The organism is Rhizobium sp. RHZ01 (genome assembly GCF_014851595.1).
GTDB classification, from domain to species: Bacteria; Pseudomonadota; Alphaproteobacteria; order Rhizobiales; family Rhizobiaceae; genus Rhizobium; species Rhizobium altiplani.
This window is the reverse complement of record NZ_JACUZZ010000003.1, coordinates 24798-46311: the sequence shown is the minus strand read 5'-3', so window position 1 is coordinate 46311 and position 21514 is coordinate 24798. Positions and strand designations below refer to the sequence as shown.

Below are 21514 nucleotides of genomic sequence, written 5' to 3'. Positions count from 1 at the left end.
TTCTAGCTGCAGTGCCTCGAGCGTGGCAGCAAATCCCGGAAACTGTTACCGCTTCAGTGGTGACGTTGAATAAACTCTGCGATTGCCGCTTGGAGGATGCAGCCTCCTGTGAGCCTGTAGATAACCGCTATCGGAAGTGGGCTCAAGGGATGAACGCAGCACACTATTCTTGCTGAAGAGGAGCGTGGACATGGCGCGTCCTCCCATTTTGTCGCAGGGGCAGCACCGTTGGCACCTTTGTGGTCCGGCCATCTCCGGGTCTGTGACGATTGTCGTTCAGGCACTGCCGGTGGAGAAAACCAGCAACATATTGTTGGTCGGCATCTCGATCGTCTCGCGGAGATTAAGTCCGGCGGCCTCACCCACGTGTTGAAGATCAGCGATATCACGCACACCCCAGGATGGGTTTCGCTCCTTTAGAGCCACGTCGAAAGCAGCATTGGAGGGGGCGTTGTGTGCGCCGTCGCGCATGAATGGGCCGTAGAGAACAAGAAGCCCACCAGCGCGAAGCAAGCGGCCAGCTCCTGCGAACAATCCTAAGCTTGCCGCCCATGGCGCGATATGGATCATATTGATCGACACGATGGCGTCAAAATGCCCCGTTTGTTCGACGCCCCATTGTCCTGAGCACACATCAATATCCCGCGGTGCCAGCACATTCTTCAGCCCTGCGAATTTGATCCAGCTGGACGTGCTGGCGCGGGCGTCGGCATCCGGATCGCTCGGCTGCCAGGTGAGGTTGGGCATTGCTCCCGCAAAACACACAGCGTGCTCGCCGGTCCCGCAACCAATCTCCAGCACGGTGCCATGTGTTGGAAGGACACGTCTTAGGACCGCGAGGATCGGCGCCGAATTTCGCGCAACGGAAGGCGAGAACATCCGCTGGTCGGCGCCTACGTCGCGCTGTTCCAGCGCAACAGGCGCACGGCCCTCCTTCTCTGTGGGCATGGGTCTTGAATCCCCTTTGAGCGATATCTCCCATTTTATAGCTGAAATGATGGGACTGAAACCAAAGATTTCGAACTTCCGAAGGGAGGCGTCGGCGCGTGCGTTCGGCCGAGTGCGGCCGAACGTCCAGCATGCGTCGGATTACCCGCCCGCCCGGCTCAAGGTGAAGCGAGGCGACCCGACGCGTTGGCCAACACTCATCAGGACATAGAATGGTCCTTGGCAAAGTGCCGAATTTCCTCAAAGTATTTCCCGACATCGGGCTGCCGACGCCCGCCTCGTGCCCTCTACCTCAACCCACGCGCCATCCCGCGCAGCGGGTTCGTTCATCGGCCCCAAAGGCCGACCTTCATAGATGTCGCCGGACGACCATCATGGTCAGTATCAGAGCCATAAGCGATACAATGACACTTGCCACGACATACCCCGCAGCAGCCAAATGCTGGCCGCGCTCCCACAGGACCGCTGCATCAAGTGAGAACGTCGAAAACGTGGTGAAACCACCAATGACGCCAGTGGTCAAAAACAACTTGGTGTCCTGCGACGTTAAGTTGGACGTTGTGAAAACACCTACGACAATGCCCATGAGGGCAGAACCCAAAACATTTATGCCGAGCGTTCCGTACGGAAAATTCGTCCCGAAGACACGAATTGAAAGCATGCCCACTGCGTAGCGAAGCATGCCGCCGAGCCCTGATCCGATAAATACAATGAGATATCCCACGCACGCCTCCTGCTCGCCCAAATGGGGCGTTGATCAGCAGGCGTCATCAGCAACAGCGCGGTTATAGGGAGACACCATTCCCGTATCGGCTTCTATGCCAGCAACATGCTTCCAGATCAACATGGTCTACACGTGGCGCAAAAGCCGTCACGACTGGAACAATGATTTAACAGTGACAGCGCTGACGTTCATAGCTATAGGATCCATCGCTCCGCTTGCGAGTGAGGGAAACGCACCATCGGCGAAGACGCGGGGGTCGAGGTCAATTTCCAAGTCGCAACGAATTTTCACTCGGCGGGATTAGTATTTGGCCTTTCGCCAACCAGCTTCACGCGCTTCTTGCTCGGAACAGAACCAGCGCTCGCCATATTGCGGCGATATCTTTGTGGCCTCGTAATAGTGCTGGCCCGGTACGTGATAGATGCGGTCGCCAGATTCGATGCTGACGTTGCCCTTGATGTTGCAGGCCGTGCCTCGTTGCACGATCACTCCGTTGTCTATGATCATCGGCTGCGTCGGTGCAGCAAACGAACGCTGGATCGGAGCGGTCACAAAATTGGGCAACACGGCGTAGCCGCCGGTTCCCAAGAATGCCGCTGCCGAACTCAAAGCTACCACCATTGGAAACTTCATGTCTCACTCCTAAAGTCTTCCAGCGTTTAACACGCTAGGGTTTATCTGTTCGTATGTCAGATTGCTAAAATGCGCGGTATTGGCGACGTGGTGTCTGGCGCGACCTGGGCATGGCGGTTGGAGCGCCGGAACGACACGTCACGCATTGACCGCTCTCAGGCCCGTTGCAGACACTGCGCCCAGGGCCGCGCGGTTCGCAGAAGTCTTTGCCTGCCTCAGCTAGGATAAGGCGAAGCCTCTGTCAGCCTGGCAATCCTGTTCGTCGAGTAATGTCGAAAAGCGTCCAATTTCGACAGGCTTTAGGCTTTCTCGCTCTACCACCCTGGGTATTGCCAACTGTTCATGATGAGATCAACATGGATTTGCCGAGACGCATGCAAGGAATTTGATGGACTTCTAGGATACTGACGCGCAGCGGGTCCTGCCGCCGTCGGGCAATACCATCGTGGGGGAGTGCGATGCGGAGAGAAGCTCGGTGCCGGTTGCAACGCGGAGCGTTCCTGGAGACAGCGCGCTTCCTTTTGCTGACTATTCTCTTCCTGTCGATCGTGATTGTCCCACGACACGCCATGTCGGCCGACAAGACGTTGAAATTGCTGTTATGGCAGGCTCCAAGCACGCTCAATCCTCACTTGGCTCCGGGCATCAAGGACCAGACAGCCAGCCGGATCGTCTATGAGCCTCTCGCCAGCTTCGACCGCGAGGGACATCTCGTTCCCTTCCTCGCCGCGGACATTCCGACGCTCGAGAATGGCGGCGTGAGTGCCGACGGCCGTTCAGTCGTCTGGAAGCTCAAGCACGGTCTCAAATGGTCCGACGGCCAGCCCTTCACAGCCAAAGATGTGCTCTTCACCTACAATTATATCACAAACCCGGATGTCGGCTCGGCGAGTGTCGGCTCTTACAAGACAATCGACAAGGTCGTTGCGGTCGACGACGACACCGTGCGGATCACGTTCAAGGACGTCAATCCGGCCTGGGCGCTGCCGTTTGTCGGCGTGCAGGGTATGATCCTGCCCGAGCATGTGTTTGCCCCTTACAACAACAAGGATGCGGTGACGGCAGCCGTGAATCTGGCCCCCATAGGCACAGGCCCGTACCGCCTGAAGGCGTTTCAAACTGAGGATGTGCTTGTCATAGGTGAGGATGTCGTCAACACCGTGAAGGCCATCTTCGAGCGCAATCCGTATTATCGCAACGCGGATGAGCTGACCTTCGATGCGGTGACGCTCCAGGGCGGCGGCGACGCTTCGGTCGCGGCCAAGGCGGTGCTGAAGGAAGGCGTGGTCGACTATGCCTGGAACCTCCAGGTCGACGATGTCGTGCTCAAGGAGCTCGAAAAGGACGGCGTCGGCAAGGCGACGGTCTCCTGGGGCTCCTATGTCGAGCGCATCATGCTGAACTTCACCGACCCCAACCGAGAAACCGCCGACGGGGAACGGTCGAGTCTGCAATATCCGCATCCCACATTGTCCGACAGCAATGTACGCGCCGCACTCGCACTTGCTATCGACCGACAGAAGATCGCGACGCTCTATGGCCGCACGGGCCGTGCGACCAGCAACATTCTGGTCGCCCCGGCAATCTTCAATTCGCCGAATAGCGAATGGGCGTTCGATCCCGACAAGGCCAAGTCGATCCTCGAGTCGGCAGGGTGGAAAGACAGCGACGGCGACGGTGTGCGCGACAAGAACGGCGTGCCGCTGCGTTTCCTGTTTCAGACAACCGTCAATTCCGTTCGCCAGCAGACCCAGGAGATCGTCAAGGCAGACCTGGAGGCGATCGGGGTCAAGGTCGAAAACAAGATGATCGACTCCAGCATCTTTCTGGGCTCCGGGCCCGACAGCACCAACTCTCGGCGGCATTTCTACGCCGACATGGAAGAATATGCCTACGGCAACAAGAGCCCCGATCCCGGCAGCTATATGATCGGTTGGACCTGCGGCGAAGCGGCGCAAAAGGCCAATAACTGGTCCGGGTCAAACTGGGCCCGCTACTGCAACAAGGATTACGACACGCTTTATCGGGCGTCGGCCGTCGAGGTCGATCCGGCCAAGCGCCGGCAGATCTTCGTGAAGATGGACGATCTGCTCGTTTCGGATTTCGCGGCAATTCCTCTGGTTCACTGGGCCGATGTCAGCGGAATAAGCAACTCCCTTGAGGGCTTCGACCCGACGCCTTGGGATTCCGAAACATGGAACATCGCCGGTTGGCATCGCAAATGACGGAGGCACGTGCAAATATGGGTAGAGCGCAACGCTTTTTCGTTCTGGTGATAACCCTGCTGTTTGCGGTTGTCTCACACCCTGCCCATTCGGCTGATCGCACACTGAGGCTCCTCTTCTGGCAGGCACCCAGCATCCTCAACCCGCATCTTGCCCCCGGCGTAAAGGATCAGACTGCGAGCCGCGTGGTCTATGAACCGCTGGCGAGTTTCGACGCCGAGGGACATCTGGTACCGTTTCTAGCTGAGGAAATCCCCTCCTTGACGAACGGCCAGGTCGCGGGCGACGGGCGGTCGGTCACCTGGAAGCTGAAGCCGAACGTCAAATGGTCGGACGGCGTCCCCTTCACCGCCAAGGACGTTGTGTTCACCTATGCCTACATCACCAATCCGGATGTGGGCTCCTCAAGTATCGGAACCTACAAGTCGGTCGACAAGGTCGAAGCACTCGACGACCTGACCGTCAAGGTAACGTTCAAGGATGTCGATCCCGCCTGGGCGCTCCCCTTCGTCGGTATACAGGGAACAATCCTGCCAGAGCATATATTCGCTCCCTACAACAACAAGGCCGCGGTCGATGCGCCTCCCAACCTGGCCCCCGTCGGGACCGGGCCGTATCGCCTCAAGGAGTTCCGTACGGAGGACGTCCTGCTGATCGGCGACGATGTCGTCAACACCGTCAAGATCATCTACGAGCCCAATCCTGAATACCGCGACCGGGCGCGTTTGGGATTTGACGAAGTGACCTTGCAGGGTGGCGGCGATGCGAAGACGGCCGCCAAGGCCGTGCTCGGCACCGGCGTCGTCGACTACGCGTGGAACCTGCAGATCGGCGATGCCGAATTGCAGGAGCTTGAGGCGAAGCAGATAGGCAAGGTGGCGCTCTACTTTAGCTCCTACGTCGAGCGCCTCATGCTGAATTTCACCGATCCGAACCGTGAGACATCGGATGGCGAGCGCGCGAGCCTGCAGTTCCCCAACCCGATCCTTGCCGATGCCAAGGTGAGGCTCGCCTTGGCGAAAGCTGTCGACCGCAACAAGATCGCCGCGCTTTACGGGAGGACTGGCCGGCCAACGGCAAACCTCCTGGTCGCCCCTGTTCTCTATAATTCTCCCAACACCACCTGGGAATTCGATCCCGACAAGGCTCGCGCGCTTTTGGACGAGGCAGGCTGGCGCGACACGAACGGCGACGGCATCCGCGACAGGAACGGCGTTCCCTTGACCCTTCTTTTCCAGACCTCGGTCAACCCGGTCCGCCAGAAGACCCAGGCGATCATCGGCGCCGATCTGGCGGCGATCGGCATCAGGGTCGAGGACAAGCAGATCGATTCGAGTGTCTTCTTCTCGCCTTCGCCGGATATCCTTAATACCAGCCAGCATTTTTACGCGGATCTTGAGGAATTCGCGACCGGCAACAAGAGCCCCGATCCGGGAAGCTATATGGTCAAGTGGACCTGCGCGCAGGCCGCTCAGAAAAGCAACAACTGGTCGGGGCTGAACGAGTCCCGCTATTGCAGCGACAAGTACGATGCGCTGTTCCATGCATCGGAAACGGAGATCGATCCGGAAAAGCGGATTGGCCTGTTCGTGGCGATGAACGACTTGCTGATTGCTCACTCCGCGGTCATTCCCATTGTCGAGTGGGCAAACGTCCCCGGCCTTCGCAACGACATCGTCGGATTCAATCCCACGCCATGGGATTCCGAGACGTGGAACATCGCGGACTGGCGGCGCAAGCCATGAGGGGCCGAAGCTGAAGGCATGGAGCACGAGGAGCCTGTGGTCGCAAGAAATCGCCCATTCTATGTCGCCCCACTGTATGCGCTCGTCCGCGCAGCTTCACCCGTTCTCAGAAACCTGAACATCGGCGGCAAGCTCACGGTCGGATTTGGCATTCTGGCGGCGCTGACGCTGCTCGTTGTCGGCTTGAACTATCTGGGCAGCCTCGATGCAGTCAGAAGCATCAACAGAACGACCAACCTGAGCGCCCCGAGCGCGGTCGCCTCGGCGCGGGCACAAGCCGACTTGCTACGGATGCTGAGCGCCGTTCGCGGCTATCTTGCGCTCGGCGAGGAGAGCTACCGCGACAATTACGCTTCGGCGAAAGCCGCATTTCTCGGGGACATGCAGTCGCTTGAACGTCTGCTCCAGGAGAGAACAGCTCCGCGGCCAGACCCGGCCGCAGACGTCGAACAGCGGATGGGGGAGCTCCACGAAAAGCTTGCCTCCTGGCAGCCGCTGACGGATCAGCTCTTCGAGTTACGCAATGACCAGCTTCGACGCGAACCCGCCCTCAAGCTGCTGGTGACGGATGCAAACCCGATGATCGCCACGATTGTCGGGACGGCAACGGCGCTGATCCTGGCGCAGCAGAAGCGAGACGCGACGCCCGAGAACATGGCCTATCTGGCCGACCTCGCGTCCTTCCAGAGCTCCTTCTATGCGATGGTTGCAGGGCTGCGGGGCTATGTGACCACCAGGCGAGACGGCTTCAAATACGAATACGAGGCTAACCTCACCATCAACGATGCAGCTTGGAAGAGCATCACCGACGCAACCGTCGCGCTGACGCCGAACCAGGAAATATTGATCGACAAGCTGTCGAAGACTCGGGCAGTCTTCCTGCAGTTTCCCGCGCAGATGTTTACAGCAGTCGAAGGCGAACACGCACGTGAGGATCTCTATATCTTCCGCACGCAGGCCGTCCCCCTTGCCGAAGGCATGCTTGGAATTCTGGACGAGATCGCCAATGAGGAGCAGCAACGGCTGCAGGCGGATCTCGGTGGCGGCCGCGACCAGCTCCAGAAGGCCCAGCGCATTATCCTCCTGGGTGGTGTGGCCGCCGCCATTCTCGGCCTGATCCTGGGACTGATCTTCCGGGAAAGCATCGCCGGGCCGATCCAGCGCTTGACGGGCGTTGCCGACCGGGTTCGCCAAGGCGATCTTGCCGCGCGCGCGAAGGTGGAATCGGGCGATGAGATCGGCACGCTGGCGACAACGTTCAACGACATGACGGCGCAGTTGGGCTCCAATCTCGGCGACCTCGAGAACCGCCGCAGGGAACAGGAGCAGCTGGCATTGCAGTTTCGCCGGCAGAGCGAATATCTAGGCGCCCTTCACGATACGTCGCTCGGCCTGATTGCGAGATTGGACCTGACCGGACTTCTGTCGGATTTGACGACGCGCGCCGCAGGTCTGCTCGGCACGCAACATGGATACGTCTATCTTGTCGACGAAGCCGGAGAGACGCTTCAGCGCATGGTCGGCGTCGGTGTCTATGCGGGACAGGCCGCGGGTCAGCAACTGGAGAGCAAGGAGGGCGTGGCGGGGACGGTCTGGCATACGCGCGAGGCGCTTGTCATCAACGAATACCCGACCTGGCCGGGGAGGGCGGCCGCCGCCGCCCAGCTCGATGTGACAATCAGGGCGATCATGGCCGTGCCACTCAAATCCGACAACAGGGTGGTCGGTGTCCTCGGCATCGCCTACGACGACGCCTCGGCCCTCGAGTTCGGCGCCGAAGAGGTAGAGCTTCTCAAGCGTTTCGGGCAACTTGCCTCGATTGCGCTGGAAAACGCGCGGCTGCACACGGCCACGGAAGCTGCCAAGAGCGAGGCGGAGGAGGCGAGCCGACGGATCGGTGAGCAGAACCGGGCGCTGGAAGCGGTCTCGAGCAAGCTGTCGAAATATCTTTCGCCACAGGTCTTCGCCTCGATCTTCTCCGGTAAGCAGAACGTCGAGATTTCGTCCACCCGCAAGAAGCTGACAGTCTTCTTCTCCGACATCGCCGACTTCACGGCGACGACCGACAAGCTCGAGTCCGAAGAACTGACTGATCTGCTCAATCACTATCTGACCGAGATGGCGAAGCTGGCTCTGACATACGGCGCGACAATCGACAAGTTCATCGGCGATGCAATCCTGGTGTTCTTCGGCGATCCCGAAACCAGGGGCACCAGGGAAGACGCTGTCGCCTGCGTCAGAATGGCGATCGCCATGCAGAACAGGATGCAGGAGTTACGCGGGGAATGGGCAGGAGCCGGCTTTGCCCTGCCGTTCCATCTGCGCATCGGCATCAATACAGGCTATTGCACCGTGGGCAATTTCGGCAGCGAGGATCGGATGGACTATACCATCATCGGCGGCGAGGTGAACCTCGCTTCGAGACTGCAGAGCCATGCCGACCTCGGCGGCATATTGCTGGCGGGCGAGACCTACGCTTTGGTCAAGGACGAAATCGAGGCCGAGGAACTGCCTCCGTTGACCGTCAAGGGCTTCGCCTATCCCATCAAGACCTACCGTGTGATCGGCGCTCGAACCGCCCAAGACTCGATGAAGGATGTGATTTCGAACAGCGAGGGCGATCTGCAGTGGGATATCGGCTCGGCACTGAAAGGCGCGGACCGCGACAAGGCGATCAAGGCATTGGAGCACTATCTGGCGACGCTGCGAAAATAGGATCCGCGCCGATCGAAACCGCTCAAATGCGAACAGAATGCCAACCGAACGAAACGCCGCCAATGCTCTGCTATTGCCTTCGACAGGCATTGGCGACGTTTCCGCCCATTTGGGCACATGCAGGCTATGGGACATTCCTAAAAAAGGAAAAGCAAACGCTCGCCATTCTTCCTGCAGCAGACCGTGTTCGTGCGCCAGTGTGGCAATTGTTCCACATCGACGTCGTCGATTGGCCAGCTCCTTCTTCAAGAACGACTTCAATCGTAACCTGCACGTGTGATCGCAAGGCCCTTGCACACCACTGTGTTGCCGCCCCGCAGAAGCCTACCTGCCATTTGTCCGGTGATGCCTTTGATCCGGCTCAGCAGCTGAAGCATCGCAATTCGGAGCCCGTAGTCTCTACGGAAGCGGTTGGGATGACACCTCGCAAATCGCGGAGCGGATCAGGAAGCGCTGCTCGCGGCCATTGTCGAGGGAGAACATCCCGCCCCGGCCCGGGACGACGTCGATGGTCAATTCAGTGTGCTTCCAGGCCTCATATTGGGATGCGCTGATGTAGACCGGCGTGTCACCAACGGTGCCGAGAAGGACATCGTGATCGCCGACCATGAAATCATCACGGGGATAACACATGGGCGAAGATCCGTCGCAACAGCCACCTGACTGGTGAAACAGGACGGGTCCATGGTCGGTGATGATTTCGTCCAGAAGCGTTATCGCCGCCGGCGTCGCCCTTACTCTTCCGAGAAAGACTTTGTCCTGCATGGTGACCTCCGGGGATGGGGCGGTGTGGCCGGGATGGCCACACCGCATGCGCTTGGGAGGTTATCAGAAGAAGCCAAGCTTTTTCGGGCTGTAGCTCACCAACATGTTCTTCGTCTGCTGGTAGTGGTCGAGCATCATCTTATGGGTCTCGCGCCCGATGCCGGACTGTTTGTAGCCGCCGAAGGCCGCGTGCGCGGGATAGGCATGATAGCAATTGGTCCAGACGCGGCCTGCCTGGATTGCGCGGCCAAACCGATAGGCGCGCGTGCCGTCTCGGGTCCACACGCCGGCACCGAGGCCGTACAAGGTGTCGTTTGCGATTGAAAGCGCCTCGGTATCGTCCTTGAACGTTGCGACGGAAACCACGGGCCCGAATATCTCCTCCTGAAAGACGCGCATTTTGTTCGTGCCCCTGAAGACAGTCGGTTTGACGTAGAAACCGCCGGCGAGGTCTCCGGCGAGTTCGTTGCGTTCACCCCCGATCAGGACCTCAGCGCCTTCCTTCTTTCCGATGTCGAGGTAGGCGAGAATTTTCTCCAACTGCTCGCTGGAGGCCTGGGCTCCGATCATTGTCGCAGGGTCGAGCGGATCACCTTGAACAATCGCTTCGACCCTTTTCAATGCCCTTTCCATGAAGCGGTCATAAATCTTCTCGTGAACCAAGGCGCGGCTGGGGCACGTGCAGACCTCGCCCTGATTAAGGGCGAACATGACGAAGCCTTCAATTGCCTTATCGAAGAAATCGTCGTCTTCGTCTGCCACATCCGAGAAGAAGATGTTCGGGCTCTTCCCGCCGAGCTCCAGCGTGACGGGGATCAGGTTCTGCGCGGCGTACTGCATGATCAAGCGTCCGGTGGTCGTCTCCCCGGTAAACGCAATCTTGGCGATCCTCGGGTTCGAGGCGAGCGGCTTGCCTGCCTCGAGGCCAAATCCATTGACGACGTTGAGAACACCTGGCGGCAGGATGTCGCTGATCAGTTCGAGCAGCACATGGATCGATGCCGGCGTCTGTTCGGCAGGTTTGAGCACGACGCAATTGCCGGCAGCCAGTGCAGGTGCCAGCTTCCACACGGCCATCAGGATCGGGAAGTTCCAGGGAATGATCTGGCCGACGACCCCCAGAGGCTCGTGGAAATGGTAGGCGACCGTATCGTCGTCGATCTGGGCGATTGAACCTTCCTGCGCGCGGATGGCTCCGGCGAAATAGCGGAAATGATCGATGGCGAGCGGAATGTCGGCCGCGGTTGACTCACGGATCGGCTTGCCGTTGTCCCAGGTTTCCGCGAGCGCCAGTGTGCCGAGGTTCTCTTCCATTTTGTCGGCTATGCGGTTGAGCAGCCGCGCCCGCTCTGCGGCGCTGGTTTTGCCCCAGGCGTCCTTGGCGCCATGGGCCGCGTCAAGAGCGGCCTCGACATCCACAACTTCCGAACGGGCGATCTCGCAAAGGACCCGGCCGTTGACCGGAGAGGTGTTGTCGAAGTACCTGCCTGATTTCGCGGGCGTCCACTTGCCGCCGATGAAATTGTCGTACTTCTTGGCAAACGGCACCTTGGCCGTGCGACGGAATTCGACCTTGTTCATGCTTTCCTCCCAAAACGCGCCGCCCTGCGCGACGCCTTGTGGGAGTGTTTTTCGCTTTCGACGGAATGTCAGCCCGCGCGCGGCAGTTCGGCAGGGCACAGTGTCTCAAGGTTGAGACACTGTGCCCTGCAAAATTCCTATTGGGCGCCCCGCAGACCAAATTTGCCGAGCTTTCGGTAAAGCGTGGCCCGTGAAATCCCGAGGATTTCGGCCGCCGCCGTTACATTGCCGCCGGTACTGGCGAGCGTGCGCTCCAGGACGGTGCGCTCGGCCTGCCGCAAATTTCCGGCATAGCCAGGTTCATCTCCCAGAAGATCAGCGGCTGGAAGGGACCTCATCAGCGATTCCGACGTGATTCCGAATGCGATGCGCGCAGATCGGGTCGCGCCGATCACCAAATCATTGCTGTCGACGGCGAGAAGAGGGTTTGGCATCTTTTCGTTTGTCGAAGCGACAATAATGCGTGCTTCAGGAAAGGCGATACGAAAGTTCTCCGCCTCGATCCTTCGCGCCGCGTCGCCAACGGCCATTGTGATTAAATTGACGAAGCCCTCCGTCAAATCCGCGCGGCAAGAGGACACGTCCAACGCGGCGGCGAGCTTGCCCTCGTGATCGAAAATCGGCGCGGTCGTGCAGGACAGAAGGGTATTGCGGGAGTAAAAATGTTGATCTCGGTGGATGGTCAAAGCGCGCTGCTCTACCAAGCACGTGCCGATTCCGTTTGTCCCCTCGCTTTCTTCGCTCCAGACAGTTCCCGTCCAAAGTCCCCATTCCCTGAATGTCTCGTCGTCGGCGATGGCGCCACGCCGCTCAACCGGGATGCCGTCGCGGTCGGCGAGAAGAACACAGCAGCCAATGCCCCCAACCGCGCGGTACAGTCGATCAAGGCTAATGGAGGCGGCCCGGATCAGCGGTTCGATTTTCTGGCGAGCAAAGCGCAACTCCGAATCCGTCAGTCGTTTCGTTCGATTGCTTTCGGCGGGGTCGAGCCGGTGAAGGTCTGCCGATCTGCACCAGGATGCGACAAGTGCGGACCTGGCCGCCGCGTTCGAGCCGATCGCCTCTTGGATTAAGTTGGCATGCCGCGCAAATGCTGATGCACTCATCGGCTCCTCCCAGAGCGTTAGTATTCTCGTCGGCAGTGCGTTGCCGACGACAACTTATCGAGATCGATGTCCGCGTGTCCGCTCCCTAGCGCACGGACCAGGTTGGTATTCCTGCTCCATTTTCGCCGCGGGACAATTAGACGTTGGTTCTACTTCCGAATCTAACTTGCGCAGCACCTGCATATGAGACGCGCTCCAACACATTATGAAGTGGTCACTGTCTCCCGAGATCGGAGTTCTTCTAAAGCACCATCGGTTCGGGAAGCGGCTCGCCAGCCTTGTTTACAATCGTGGACCCGTAGGGCTCCCGTGACGTGATGGCGATGCGGTCGTTTGGTAGCGGCCGGGCCAGGTGTCTGGCTTCCTCCCAGTGTGCGCGCATCCAGATTTCGATCTCCTCAGCAGTCTGCAGAAGGACCGGCATCGCCTTCTCGTGCACATTCCGAACGATGTCGTTCGGCTCGGTTGTCAGAATTGCGTAGAGATCATCCGTCGTCAGCCCATCCTTGACCTTGCGGACGCTCTTCCATTGTCTCACCCAGAGGCCAGCGAAGAACATGACCGCCTTGTCGGGTCTGGCAGAAAACCACGCGTTTGGTGTCCTGCCGCCTTCTTCCTTGCTTGCCGGGTCTGGCTCAGCAAAGGCCGTCACGGGCACGAGACATCGGTGTTCAAGGCCGAACCATCGTTTCCAATGGGGTAAAGTCAAGTTGCGAATGTTGGTAACGCCGCCGTCCGGCTCCATCCGTAAGAGTTCGTCCATGTCCACTGGAAGGCCCTTATTTCGAAGCTTTTCAGCGCGGGTTTCGGCTGCCTTCCTCTGCAAGTAGATCGGAGAGGGCAGGCCCCATCGGCAGTTCGCGAGCTGTTTCCTACCGTCGGAGGTGTTTCGGATGACGGGTGCCCATTGATCCGGGTTGATCTGATAGGCGGGCATCAGGTTGATCAGGCTCTCAACGTCCTGCGCCCATTTGTTGACCCAGTCGCGATCATCCATGCGGTAGAGATTACACATGCGCTAGTCGCCTCCCTTTTCTGGGGACCGAAGGTCAGCCATTTGGCCCGGACTTTCAAGGCACCACGAAGCGGCTAGGCGTCGAAACGAAGTTGTGTCGGACAAAGGTCCGGTCATTAAGGCGCTGAACTCAGCGAAACGGAACGACCAATGGAGGAACAGCGCGGAGGTACCGGCGCGGTTTGCTGCAAGTATCCACATTTGCATGGCTGCATTGCACAAAAAATGTTTTCCAATTGGTCAAAAAACGATCATAACGGTGACAGCTGATGCATATAGCGGCTTCTCCTCCCAGTTCCGCGCAGCAGCTGTTCCCCTCTGGAGGTTTTCGACCTTCACAACTTATGGGCCACGGTATTTTTGCGTGGCCCCTTTTTTTCTTTTCGATTTGATGAGCGCGATGAAACTCCACTCGAGGGAGACGTCAGGGCCTTTCCAGCCTGCGTAGCGAGAGGGGCCAAATTCGTTCAGCGTCCGCATTGTGGTTGGATGCGCGCTGCTTTACACATGACTGACTATAAGTCGATCTGCCGCTGAAAGGATCGATCCCTTAGCTGGCTAAACTCCATCAATCGGCATTGGTGAACGATGGAAACAGCAACCAACCTCAAAAGAGACATCGAGATCGCACTAGGCGAGGGGCTCGCTGTACCCTTCGTCTGTAGTGAAGCGAAGTGCCCACAGACGCCGCGACCGTGGTGTGGACGATGAGCTAGACGATTTTAAATCGATTTTAAAAAATTAAGCGAAAAAACTAATCGATTTTAATTTTATTACTAAACATTTCATGTTGCGGAGCGAAAGAAACCAAGTCCTAAATGGCGCCCGAAACGTGCCGTATGGAGGAATTTGGATGACTTTTTCGTTTCCGCTTACTGAGAAGCGTAATGTTGTGGAATTGCTGAAACACCTTGCCCAGCATAAGCTTAGCTACCCGGGGAACTGCGTTGTGACGGTGAAACCGCACGTCGCCCACGTACAGTCGATGAATTCGTTCGCGTTGGGTACGGCTCGTACCGCGTGGTAGCGACGCGGGGGCGAAACTGATTTTCAAGCCGCTGCCCATCATAGACGCAGGGCCAGTTGTTCAACGCACGTGTCGGCCAGATGCTCGAGCGAGGAGATTGTCACGCCGAGCAGCCGTATCCCCTTGCTGATAGGAAAGACGGCTCCCAGCAGCACGCAAATGGATTCCTCGATTTCCTCTTTCGATCGGAAACCATGGCCAATCGTCCTTGCGCGGGTGATCTGCATGAAGTCGGCGTACTTAACCTTGAGCGTCACGGTCTTGCCGGTAATCCGATTTGCCTCGCAGTACTGCCAGACCTTCGCAATCAGGGGCTTCAATCCTTCCAGGGCAGGCTCGTAGGTGTGAATATCCACAGTGAACGTGTCTTCCGCTCCGATAGATTTTCGGACCCTGTTTGGCTTTACCTGACGATCATCGATCCCACGCGCGATGCCGTAAAAATACGGCCCGGACTTGCCGAAATGCCGAACCAGAAACTCGAGATCCCTCTCTCTTAGATCGGCTCCAGTTTCGATACCGAAACGATGCATCTTCTCCGCAGTCGCTGGGCCGATGCCGTGAAACTTCTCGACAGGGAGCGCAGCCACAAAGGCTGGTCCATTCTTCGGCGTAATGACGGCCTGGCCATTTGGTTTGTTGAGGTCACTCGCCATTTTGGCCAGGAACTTGTTGTAGGAGATTCCTGCAGATGAGTTGAGGTTGGTCGTCGCCTTGATCTTGGCCCTGATTTCAAGCGCTATCTCCGTCGCGATCTCCATTCCCTTCAGGTTCTCCGTAACATCGAGATAGGCCTCGTCGAGCGACAGCGGTTCGATCATTGGGGTGTATTCGGCAAAGATTTCCCTGATCTGAGCTGAAACAGCCTTGTAGACGTCAAAGCGCGGCTTCACGAAGATCAGGTTGGGGCATTTGCGCTTTGCCGTCACTGAAGGCATTGCCGAATGGACGCCGAACTTACGCGCCTCGTAACTGGCGGCCGCCACCACGCCGCGCGCCTCCGAACCGCCGACTGCGACCGGTCGTCCACGAAGCTCCGGGTTATCGCGCTGCTCGACGGACGCGTAGAAGGCGTCCATGTCGATATGGACGATCTTGCGGTGGCGCTCGATTGATAGATTTGCGGCGGGATCATTCATCGAGTGTTTCCATAACAGGAGCTAAACAGGGAAACCGAGCCTGACAACGGTCGACGCCATCCGCGCCGTTCAGTCGCAAACAGCCAACAGTCAGCCGCCGTCGAAGTTGCCGGAAAGGACAGGCTGGCCCCGCACTGTCTGACAAGGGCCTTCCAGCCGAGAGCGGTCGCCCGCTGACAGACATCGCATGCGATAACGATGATGGCTCCTCGATAGTCACGCAGAGCCGGCTCACAGCAGGAATTTTTTCTCATCCGAAAGATATCGTACGCCCTGTGGACCGCTCTTTGCTAGCACCTTGAATTCCCTCAGAGATCGAAGCCCTGCGCCGCTGTGGATGGACTGTTGGTTCACTATCCACCCGAAAAGCGCCCCGTTGACTCACATTCCAGAAAGGAACAAATGTAGAACATACTCGCTTTTGAACGAGATGGAACCCTTGAATTGACGAAGGCCACAGAATGGCGCAGCCAGGCGCAAACCCTGTCATCACCGAGCTTACAGAGCCTATCGCGCGCCTTGAAGGTGTCCTTGTTCGCCGCAATCAGCTTCTGGCCTTCGATGTTCGCGAGATCCATGAACATCTGCCGGGAGGCGGGCTGTCTTTCGGATCCGTGCATGAGTTCGCCGGTGGTGGATCGGGAACCGTCGACGGCGCGGCAGCCGCTTTGTTTGCCGCTGGGATAGCAGCGCGTACCAAGGGCCGGACCTCTTCCTTCCGGCTTTGGCTCAGGCTGGCCTTCAGCCGGACGGCGTCGTCTTCGTCGGGGCCGACAAGGAGGAAGACGTGCTTGCTTCCATGGAGGAGGCCCTATCGTTCGGCGGTCTCGGAGCGGTCGTCGCCGAACTTGTCCGACTACCGATGACAGCCTCCCGCAGGCTGCAGCTTGCCGCCGAAAAAACGGGAACCATGGGTCTGGTCGTTCGACGCTGGCGGCGACAGACGGGGGCCTCCGACTTCGGCCAACCGTCCGCGGCAACGACCAGGTGGCGTGTGAGCGTCGTGCCGTCGGAGGAGCTTCCGTTCCGGGTGTGGGAAGGCCGAGATGGTTTCTGGAACTGATGCGGGTGAAAGCGGCTGAGTGCGCTGAGTTTTTCGTAGGAGCGTGTGATGTCCAGGGTCGTATCCATCTATCTGCCGGAGTTGGCGACGGATCGAATACGTCGCAACGACCCTTCTATTCCCGTTGAGCAACCCGTTGCCGTAATCGCAAAGAGCGGCCCAAAGCGATGGGTCTCGGCGGCCGACGCTGCAGCAAAGAAAGCGGGAGTCCGTGTTGGGATGGCGGCGGCAAAAGCCCAGGCCATATTCAGGGGCTTGATGCTGATCGACGCCGATCCGGCGGCCGACGCAGCAGCTCTCGCAAGGATCACGCTTTGGGCACTCAGCCAGTATTCTCCAATCGTCGCTGTTGATGAGCCCGATGGCATTGTTATGGACACGGAAGGTGCTGACCATCTTCAGGGTGGGGAGCTGCCGATGTTGACCGGAATAGCCAACCGGTTCCATGGGAAAGGACTGACAGCGCGGGTTGCTGTGGCCGACACGTGGGGAGCGGCACACGCTTGTGCTCGCGCGATCCGAACGGGGACGGTCATAGTTCCGATTGGACAGACGGTCGGGGCCGTCGAACACCTTCCTCTTTCATTGCTCAGGCTTCCGGCCAAGATCGTTAGCGATCTCAATATTCTCGGTTTCAAGTCGATTGGGGAGTTATCAACAACACCCCGAGCACCGCTGACCCTTCGCTTCGGTCCGGAACTTGGACGTCGCCTGGATCAGATTTTTGGTCGGGTCGCCGAGCCGATTGATCCGATCCGGGTACCTGAGCTTATAGAGGTCAGCAGGGTCTTTGCCGAGCCGATCGGTGCCGCGGAAACCATTAACAAATATGTTGCTCGCCTCGTTGTGCAGCTCGTCGCCGAACTGGAGCGCAAGGGTCTTGGCGTGCGGCGAACCGATCTCATTGTTGAGAAAGTTGACGGTACACGCCAGGCAATCCGTGCAGGAACCGCCAAACCTGCTCGCGACGTTGCCTGGCTGTCGAAGCTCTTTCGAGATCGTACTGAAAAAATCGAACCGGGGTTCGGAATCGAGAAGATGACATTGGCGGCGATTATGACACAGCCGCTTGAGCAGGAGCAGCGATCCTCTGACCTGATAGAGGAGCAGGACGATGACATCACGCCGCTGATCGACGTGTTTGGCAATAGAGGGCAACGGGTCTACCGGGTCGCGCCGGTCGCCTCAGATGTTCCCGAGCGCAGTGTACTGCGGATCGCGGCTGCCGCTCCAGATGTCGCGGAAACGTGGGCGCACCATTGGCCCCGGCCTGTGCGATTGCTCGCCGGCCCAGAGCAGATCGAAGCGATCGCACTCCTGCCTGATCATCCGCCTGCAAGTATCACTTGGCGTGGCAAACGACGAAAGGTCAAACGCGCTGATGGTCCTGAACGCGTTTTCGGCGAGTGGTGGACGCGCGACAGTGAACTAGAGGCAGTGCGCGACTACTTTGTCGTCGAGGACGAAGGCGGCGAGCGTTTTTGGATATTCAGGTCGGGTGACGGGGTCGACTCCGAGACAGGATCCCATCGATGGTTCATGCACGGAATATTCGGATGAGATACGCCGAGCTCCAAGTCACGACCCATTTCAGTTTCTTGCGTGGCGCAAGCAGCGCCGACGAGCTGTTTGCCACCGCAAAGGCACTTGGCATCGAGGCGATCGGCGTTGCTGACCGCAACAGCCTTGCCGGGATTGTCCGGGCACTCGAGGCATCGCGCGCGACAGGCTTGCGCCTTGTTGTCGGATGTCGGCTCGATCTGCAGGACGGGATGTCGATCCTTGTCTATCCAACCAATCGCAACGCGTATTCGCGGCTGACCAGGCTGCTCACACTTGGCAAGAGCCGGGGCGGAAAGGGCAAGTGCATCCTGGGGCTCGATGATGTCGTTGCTTATTCAGAAGGACTTTTGGCCATCCTGTTACCCGATTTGCCGGACGCGAACTGCGCTGCCCAGCTTCGCAAGGTGGCAGAGGTATTCGGCAATCGGGCCTATGTGTCTCTCTGCCTGAGGCGTCGACCGAACGACCAGATGCGGCTTCACGAGATTTCGAAGATGGCTGCGCGTCACCGTGTGAAAACCGTCGTCACCAATGATGTCCTGTTCCACGAGCCCGGCCGCCGCCAGTTGCAGGATGTCGTCACTTGCATTCGCAAAAACACCACGATCGATGAGGTCGGCTTCGAGCGCGAACGGCATGCCGACAGGTACCTCAAGCCGCCCGAGGAGATGGAGCGCCTGTTGCCACGCTACCGCGAGGCGCTGGCGCGGACGATGGAGATTGTCGAACGCTGCGGGTTTTCTCTTGAAGAGCTGAGCTACCAATATCCCGAAGAAGCGGTCGTAATGGGCATGGACGCGCAGCAGTCGCTCGAGCATTACGTCCGCGAATGCATCCCAATCCGATATCCGGAAGGCTTGCCCCAGAAAGTTCTCAGGACCATAAAACACGAACTGGACCTGATCCGCACGATGAAGTACGCGCCGTACTTTCTGACAGTGTTCAGCATCGTTCGTTTCGCGCGCTCAAAGGGTATTCTTTGCCAGGGCAGGGGATCGGCGGCAAATTCGGCCGTCTGCTACATTCTGGGGATCACCTCGATCGATCCCGAGACCAATGATCTCCTATTCGAGCGTTTTGTGAGCCAAGAGCGTGACGAACCGCCAGATATCGACGTCGACTTCGAACACGAGCGCCGCGAGGAGATCATCCAGTGGATTTACACGACCTACGGTCACGACAAGGCGGCCCTCTGTTCGACCGTAACGCGATACCGAGCCAAGGGCGCAATCCGCGACGTCGGCAAGGCGCTCGGGTTGCCGGAGGATATCATCAAGGCGCTATCGGCAGGCATGTGGTCTTGGTCGGATGAACTGGCAAGCGACCGGAGCCTGCGGGAACAGGGCCTTAATCCTGAGGACCGGCGGCTTGCTTTGACGCTCAAGCTCGCCCAGCAACTGATGGGCGCGCCCCGTCATCTCGGTCAGCATCCGGGCGGCTTCGTGCTGACCCATGACCGACTCGACGATCTCGTTCCCATCGAGCCGGCATCCATGGCCGACCGTCAGGTGATCGAATGGGACAAGGACGACATCGAGGCTCTAAAGTTCATGAAAGTCGATGTTCTGGCGCTCGGCATGTTGACCTGCATGTCCAAGGCCTTCGATCTGCTTCGCGAGCACAAAGGCGAGGACCTCGACCTCGCGGGAATCCCCCAGGAAGACAAGGCCACCTATGCGATGATCCGCAAGGCGGACACACTCGGAACATTCCAGATCGAGTCACGTGCACAGATGGCCATGCTTCCGCGCATGAAGCCGAGGACCTTCTACGATCTTGTCATCCAAGTGGCTATCGTCCGCCCGGGTCCGATTCAGGGCGACATGGTCCACCCCTACCTCCGACGCCGGGAGGGCAAGGAGCCTGTCGAGTACCCGACACCGGAACTGGAAGCTGTTCTTGGAAAGACGCTGGGGGTGCCACTCTTCCAGGAGTCAGCCATGAAGGTGGCGATGGTCTGCGCTGGCTTTACCGGCGGCGAAGCCGACCAGCTTCGCAAGTCGATGGCCACATTCAAGTTCACCGGCGGCGTCAGTCGCTTCAAGGAGAAGCTGGTCTCGGGGATGATCAAGAATGGATACTCGGCCGAGTTTGCGGAGAAGACGTTCAGCCAGCTCGAAGGATTCGGTTCATACGGCTTCCCGGAAAGCCATGCTGCCTCCTTCGCGCTGATCGCCTATGCCTCGAACTATGTAAAGCGCCATTTCCCCGACATCTTCTGCGCCGCTCTGCTGAACTCGCAGCCGATGGGCTTCTACGCGCCTGCCCAGATCGTCCAGGATGCGCGTGCCCATGGAATTGAAGTCCGGCCCGTCTGCATCAACCAGTCGCGCTGGGATTGTACGCTCGAGCGTATCGAAAGATCCAATCGCCATGCGGTCCGCCTCGGAATGCGCTTGGTGAAGGGACTGGCCGTAGCCGATTCTGCCCGGATCGTCGCTGCCAGGATGAACGCATCCTTCGAAACGGTCGACGATGTTTGGCGGCGATCGCATGTCCCAACGGAAGCGCTTGTACAACTTGCCGAAGCCGATGCCTTCCTGCCGTCGCTGAAGCTCCAGCGCCGGGATGCGATCTGGGCCATCAAGGCCCTGCGTGACGAACCTCTTCCTCTGTTCGCCGCCGCTTCCGAACGTGAAGCACGTGCGATCACCGAGCAGCAGGAGCCTGAGGTCGCACTCCGACAGATGACCGCGGGTCATAACGTTGTCGCAGATTACAGTCATGTCGGACTAACACTGCGCGACCATCCGATTGCCTTCCTCAGAAAGGAGCTGGCGGCACGCCGCATCGTCACTTGTGCCGAAGCCATGAACGCTCGTGACGGTCGATGGTTGATGACGGCAGGTCTCGTCCTTGTAAGACAAAAGCCTGGCTCGGCGAAAGGCGTGATGTTCATCACCATCGAGGATGAGACTGGGCCGGCCAATCTCGTCGTCTGGCCAAGCCTGTTCGAACGCCGGCGTCGGATCGTCCTCGGATCGTCGATGATGGCGATAAACGGCCGCGTTCAGCGCGAGGGAGAGGTCGCACATCTTGTCGCACAGCAGCTTTTCGACCTGTCCGGTGAATTAGGCGAGCTGACTGATCGCGATCTGGACTTCAAGTTGCCGACAGGTAGGGGCGATGAATTTGCGCATGGTTCGCCAGGCAGCCCAGACTCACGTGATACGGCGGCGGCCAAGCCGAGGGACATTTTCGTCCCGGACCTGCATATCGATACCTTGAGGGTGAAGGCGAGGAACTTTCATTGATGGCATGGCAG

Annotated in this window: 13 protein-coding genes, 1 pseudogene and 1 riboswitch; of the genes and pseudogenes, 6 read left to right on the top strand and 8 right to left on the bottom strand. The window is 58.7% G+C overall.

Annotation, left to right across the window (positions count from 1 at the left end):
• Positions 1-276: 276 nt before the first annotated feature.
• The 3 genes from IB248_RS04850 to IB248_RS04840 all read right to left on the bottom strand — a co-directional run bounded on the left by IB248_RS04850 (position 277) and on the right by IB248_RS04840 (position 2305).
• Positions 277-948, bottom strand: coding sequence for a DUF938 domain-containing protein (locus tag IB248_RS04850; RefSeq protein WP_192240424.1), 672 nt, complete (start codon positions 946-948; stop codon positions 277-279).
• Positions 949-1297: 349 nt separating this feature from the next.
• Positions 1298-1672 carry a fluoride efflux transporter CrcB gene (gene crcB / locus IB248_RS04845; protein WP_192240423.1) on the bottom strand — a complete coding sequence of 125 codons (375 nt, stop codon included), beginning with the start codon at positions 1670-1672 and terminating at the stop codon, positions 1298-1300.
• A gap of 30 nt (positions 1673-1702) precedes the next feature.
• Positions 1703-1763: riboswitch (Fluoride riboswitch) on the bottom strand.
• Positions 1764-1972: 209 nt separating this feature from the next.
• Positions 1973-2305 carry a hypothetical protein gene (locus tag IB248_RS04840; protein ID WP_192240422.1) on the bottom strand — a complete coding sequence of 111 codons (333 nt, stop codon included), beginning with the start codon at positions 2303-2305 and terminating at the stop codon, positions 1973-1975.
• Positions 2306-2763: 458 nt separating this feature from the next.
• Between IB248_RS04840 and IB248_RS04835 the strand changes: the two genes are divergently transcribed.
• Genes IB248_RS04835 through IB248_RS04825 form a run of 3 tightly spaced genes read left to right on the top strand, consistent with a single transcriptional unit; the run spans position 2764 to position 8990 of the window.
• Complete coding sequence (locus tag IB248_RS04835; protein WP_192240421.1) at positions 2764-4530, top strand: peptide ABC transporter substrate-binding protein; 1767 nt, start codon at positions 2764-2766, stop codon at positions 4528-4530.
• 17 nt (positions 4531-4547) lie between these two features.
• Positions 4548-6275: a peptide ABC transporter substrate-binding protein gene (locus IB248_RS04830; RefSeq protein WP_037089536.1), complete on the top strand. Its 1728-nt coding sequence runs from the start codon at positions 4548-4550 to the stop codon at positions 6273-6275.
• An 18-nt stretch (positions 6276-6293) separates the two neighbouring features.
• Positions 6294-8990 carry an adenylate/guanylate cyclase domain-containing protein gene (locus tag IB248_RS04825; protein ID WP_192240420.1) on the top strand — a complete coding sequence of 899 codons (2697 nt, stop codon included), beginning with the start codon at positions 6294-6296 and terminating at the stop codon, positions 8988-8990.
• Between the two features lie 399 nt (positions 8991-9389).
• Here the strand turns inward: IB248_RS04825 and IB248_RS04820 are convergent, their stop codons facing one another.
• The 5 genes from IB248_RS04820 to dinB all read right to left on the bottom strand — a co-directional run bounded on the left by IB248_RS04820 (position 9390) and on the right by dinB (position 15623).
• A complete protein-coding gene (locus IB248_RS04820; RefSeq protein WP_169680866.1) occupies positions 9390-9755 on the bottom strand; it encodes a DUF779 domain-containing protein in 366 nt (121 codons plus the stop codon).
• 63 nt (positions 9756-9818) lie between these two features.
• On the bottom strand, positions 9819-11336 hold the full coding sequence (adh, locus tag IB248_RS04815; protein WP_192240419.1) for an aldehyde dehydrogenase: 1518 nt from the start codon (positions 11334-11336) through the stop codon (positions 9819-9821).
• A 137-nt stretch (positions 11337-11473) separates the two neighbouring features.
• Entirely contained in the window at positions 11474-12442 is a 969-nt protein-coding gene (locus tag IB248_RS04810; protein WP_192240418.1) for a helix-turn-helix domain-containing protein, read from the bottom strand.
• A gap of 241 nt (positions 12443-12683) precedes the next feature.
• Positions 12684-13457, bottom strand: a complete 774-nt coding sequence (locus IB248_RS04805) for an SOS response-associated peptidase (RefSeq protein WP_192240417.1) — start codon at positions 13455-13457, stop codon at positions 12684-12686.
• A 1065-nt stretch (positions 13458-14522) separates the two neighbouring features.
• Entirely contained in the window at positions 14523-15623 is a 1101-nt protein-coding gene (gene dinB / locus IB248_RS04800; RefSeq protein WP_192240416.1) for a DNA polymerase IV, read from the bottom strand.
• Between the two features lie 461 nt (positions 15624-16084).
• Between dinB and IB248_RS04795 the strand changes: the two are divergent.
• The 3 genes and pseudogenes from IB248_RS04795 (at position 16085) to IB248_RS04785 (ending at position 21503) form a co-directional block, all read left to right on the top strand.
• Positions 16085-16814 (top strand): annotated as a pseudogene (locus IB248_RS04795) (ImuA family protein).
• A complete protein-coding gene (locus tag IB248_RS04790) occupies positions 16735-18246 on the top strand; it encodes a DNA polymerase Y family protein (protein ID WP_192240415.1) in 1512 nt (503 codons plus the stop codon). The pseudogene IB248_RS04795 and the gene IB248_RS04790 overlap by 80 nt, the downstream one beginning before the upstream one ends.
• Complete coding sequence (locus IB248_RS04785; protein ID WP_192240414.1) at positions 18243-21503, top strand: error-prone DNA polymerase; 3261 nt, start codon at positions 18243-18245, stop codon at positions 21501-21503. The genes IB248_RS04790 and IB248_RS04785 overlap by 4 nt, the downstream gene beginning before the upstream one ends.
• Positions 21504-21514 lie beyond the last annotated feature (11 nt).

Excerpts from the sequence above, each read along its gene's own strand:
- adh (WP_192240419.1), bottom strand. The coding sequence starts at position 11,336 with ATGAACAAGGTCGAATTCCGTCGCACGGCCAAGGTGCCGTTTGCCAAG.
- IB248_RS04850 (WP_192240424.1), bottom strand. The coding sequence starts at position 948 with ATGCCCACAGAGAAGGAGGGCCGTGCGCCTGTTGCGCTGGAACAGCGC.
- IB248_RS04820 (WP_169680866.1), bottom strand. The coding sequence starts at position 9,755 with ATGCAGGACAAAGTCTTTCTCGGAAGAGTAAGGGCGACGCCGGCGGCG.
- IB248_RS04805 (WP_192240417.1), bottom strand. The coding sequence starts at position 13,457 with ATGTGTAATCTCTACCGCATGGATGATCGCGACTGGGTCAACAAATGG.
- IB248_RS04810 (WP_192240418.1), bottom strand. The coding sequence starts at position 12,442 with ATGAGTGCATCAGCATTTGCGCGGCATGCCAACTTAATCCAAGAGGCG.
- IB248_RS04825 (WP_192240420.1), top strand. The coding sequence starts at position 6,294 with ATGGAGCACGAGGAGCCTGTGGTCGCAAGAAATCGCCCATTCTATGTC.
- IB248_RS04785 (WP_192240414.1), top strand. The coding sequence starts at position 18,243 with ATGAGATACGCCGAGCTCCAAGTCACGACCCATTTCAGTTTCTTGCGT.
- dinB (WP_192240416.1), bottom strand. The coding sequence starts at position 15,623 with ATGAATGATCCCGCCGCAAATCTATCAATCGAGCGCCACCGCAAGATC.
- IB248_RS04830 (WP_037089536.1), top strand. The coding sequence starts at position 4,548 with ATGGGTAGAGCGCAACGCTTTTTCGTTCTGGTGATAACCCTGCTGTTT.
- IB248_RS04840 (WP_192240422.1), bottom strand. The coding sequence starts at position 2,305 with ATGAAGTTTCCAATGGTGGTAGCTTTGAGTTCGGCAGCGGCATTCTTG.
- IB248_RS04835 (WP_192240421.1), top strand. The coding sequence starts at position 2,764 with ATGCGGAGAGAAGCTCGGTGCCGGTTGCAACGCGGAGCGTTCCTGGAG.
- IB248_RS04790 (WP_192240415.1), top strand. The coding sequence starts at position 16,735 with ATGTCCAGGGTCGTATCCATCTATCTGCCGGAGTTGGCGACGGATCGA.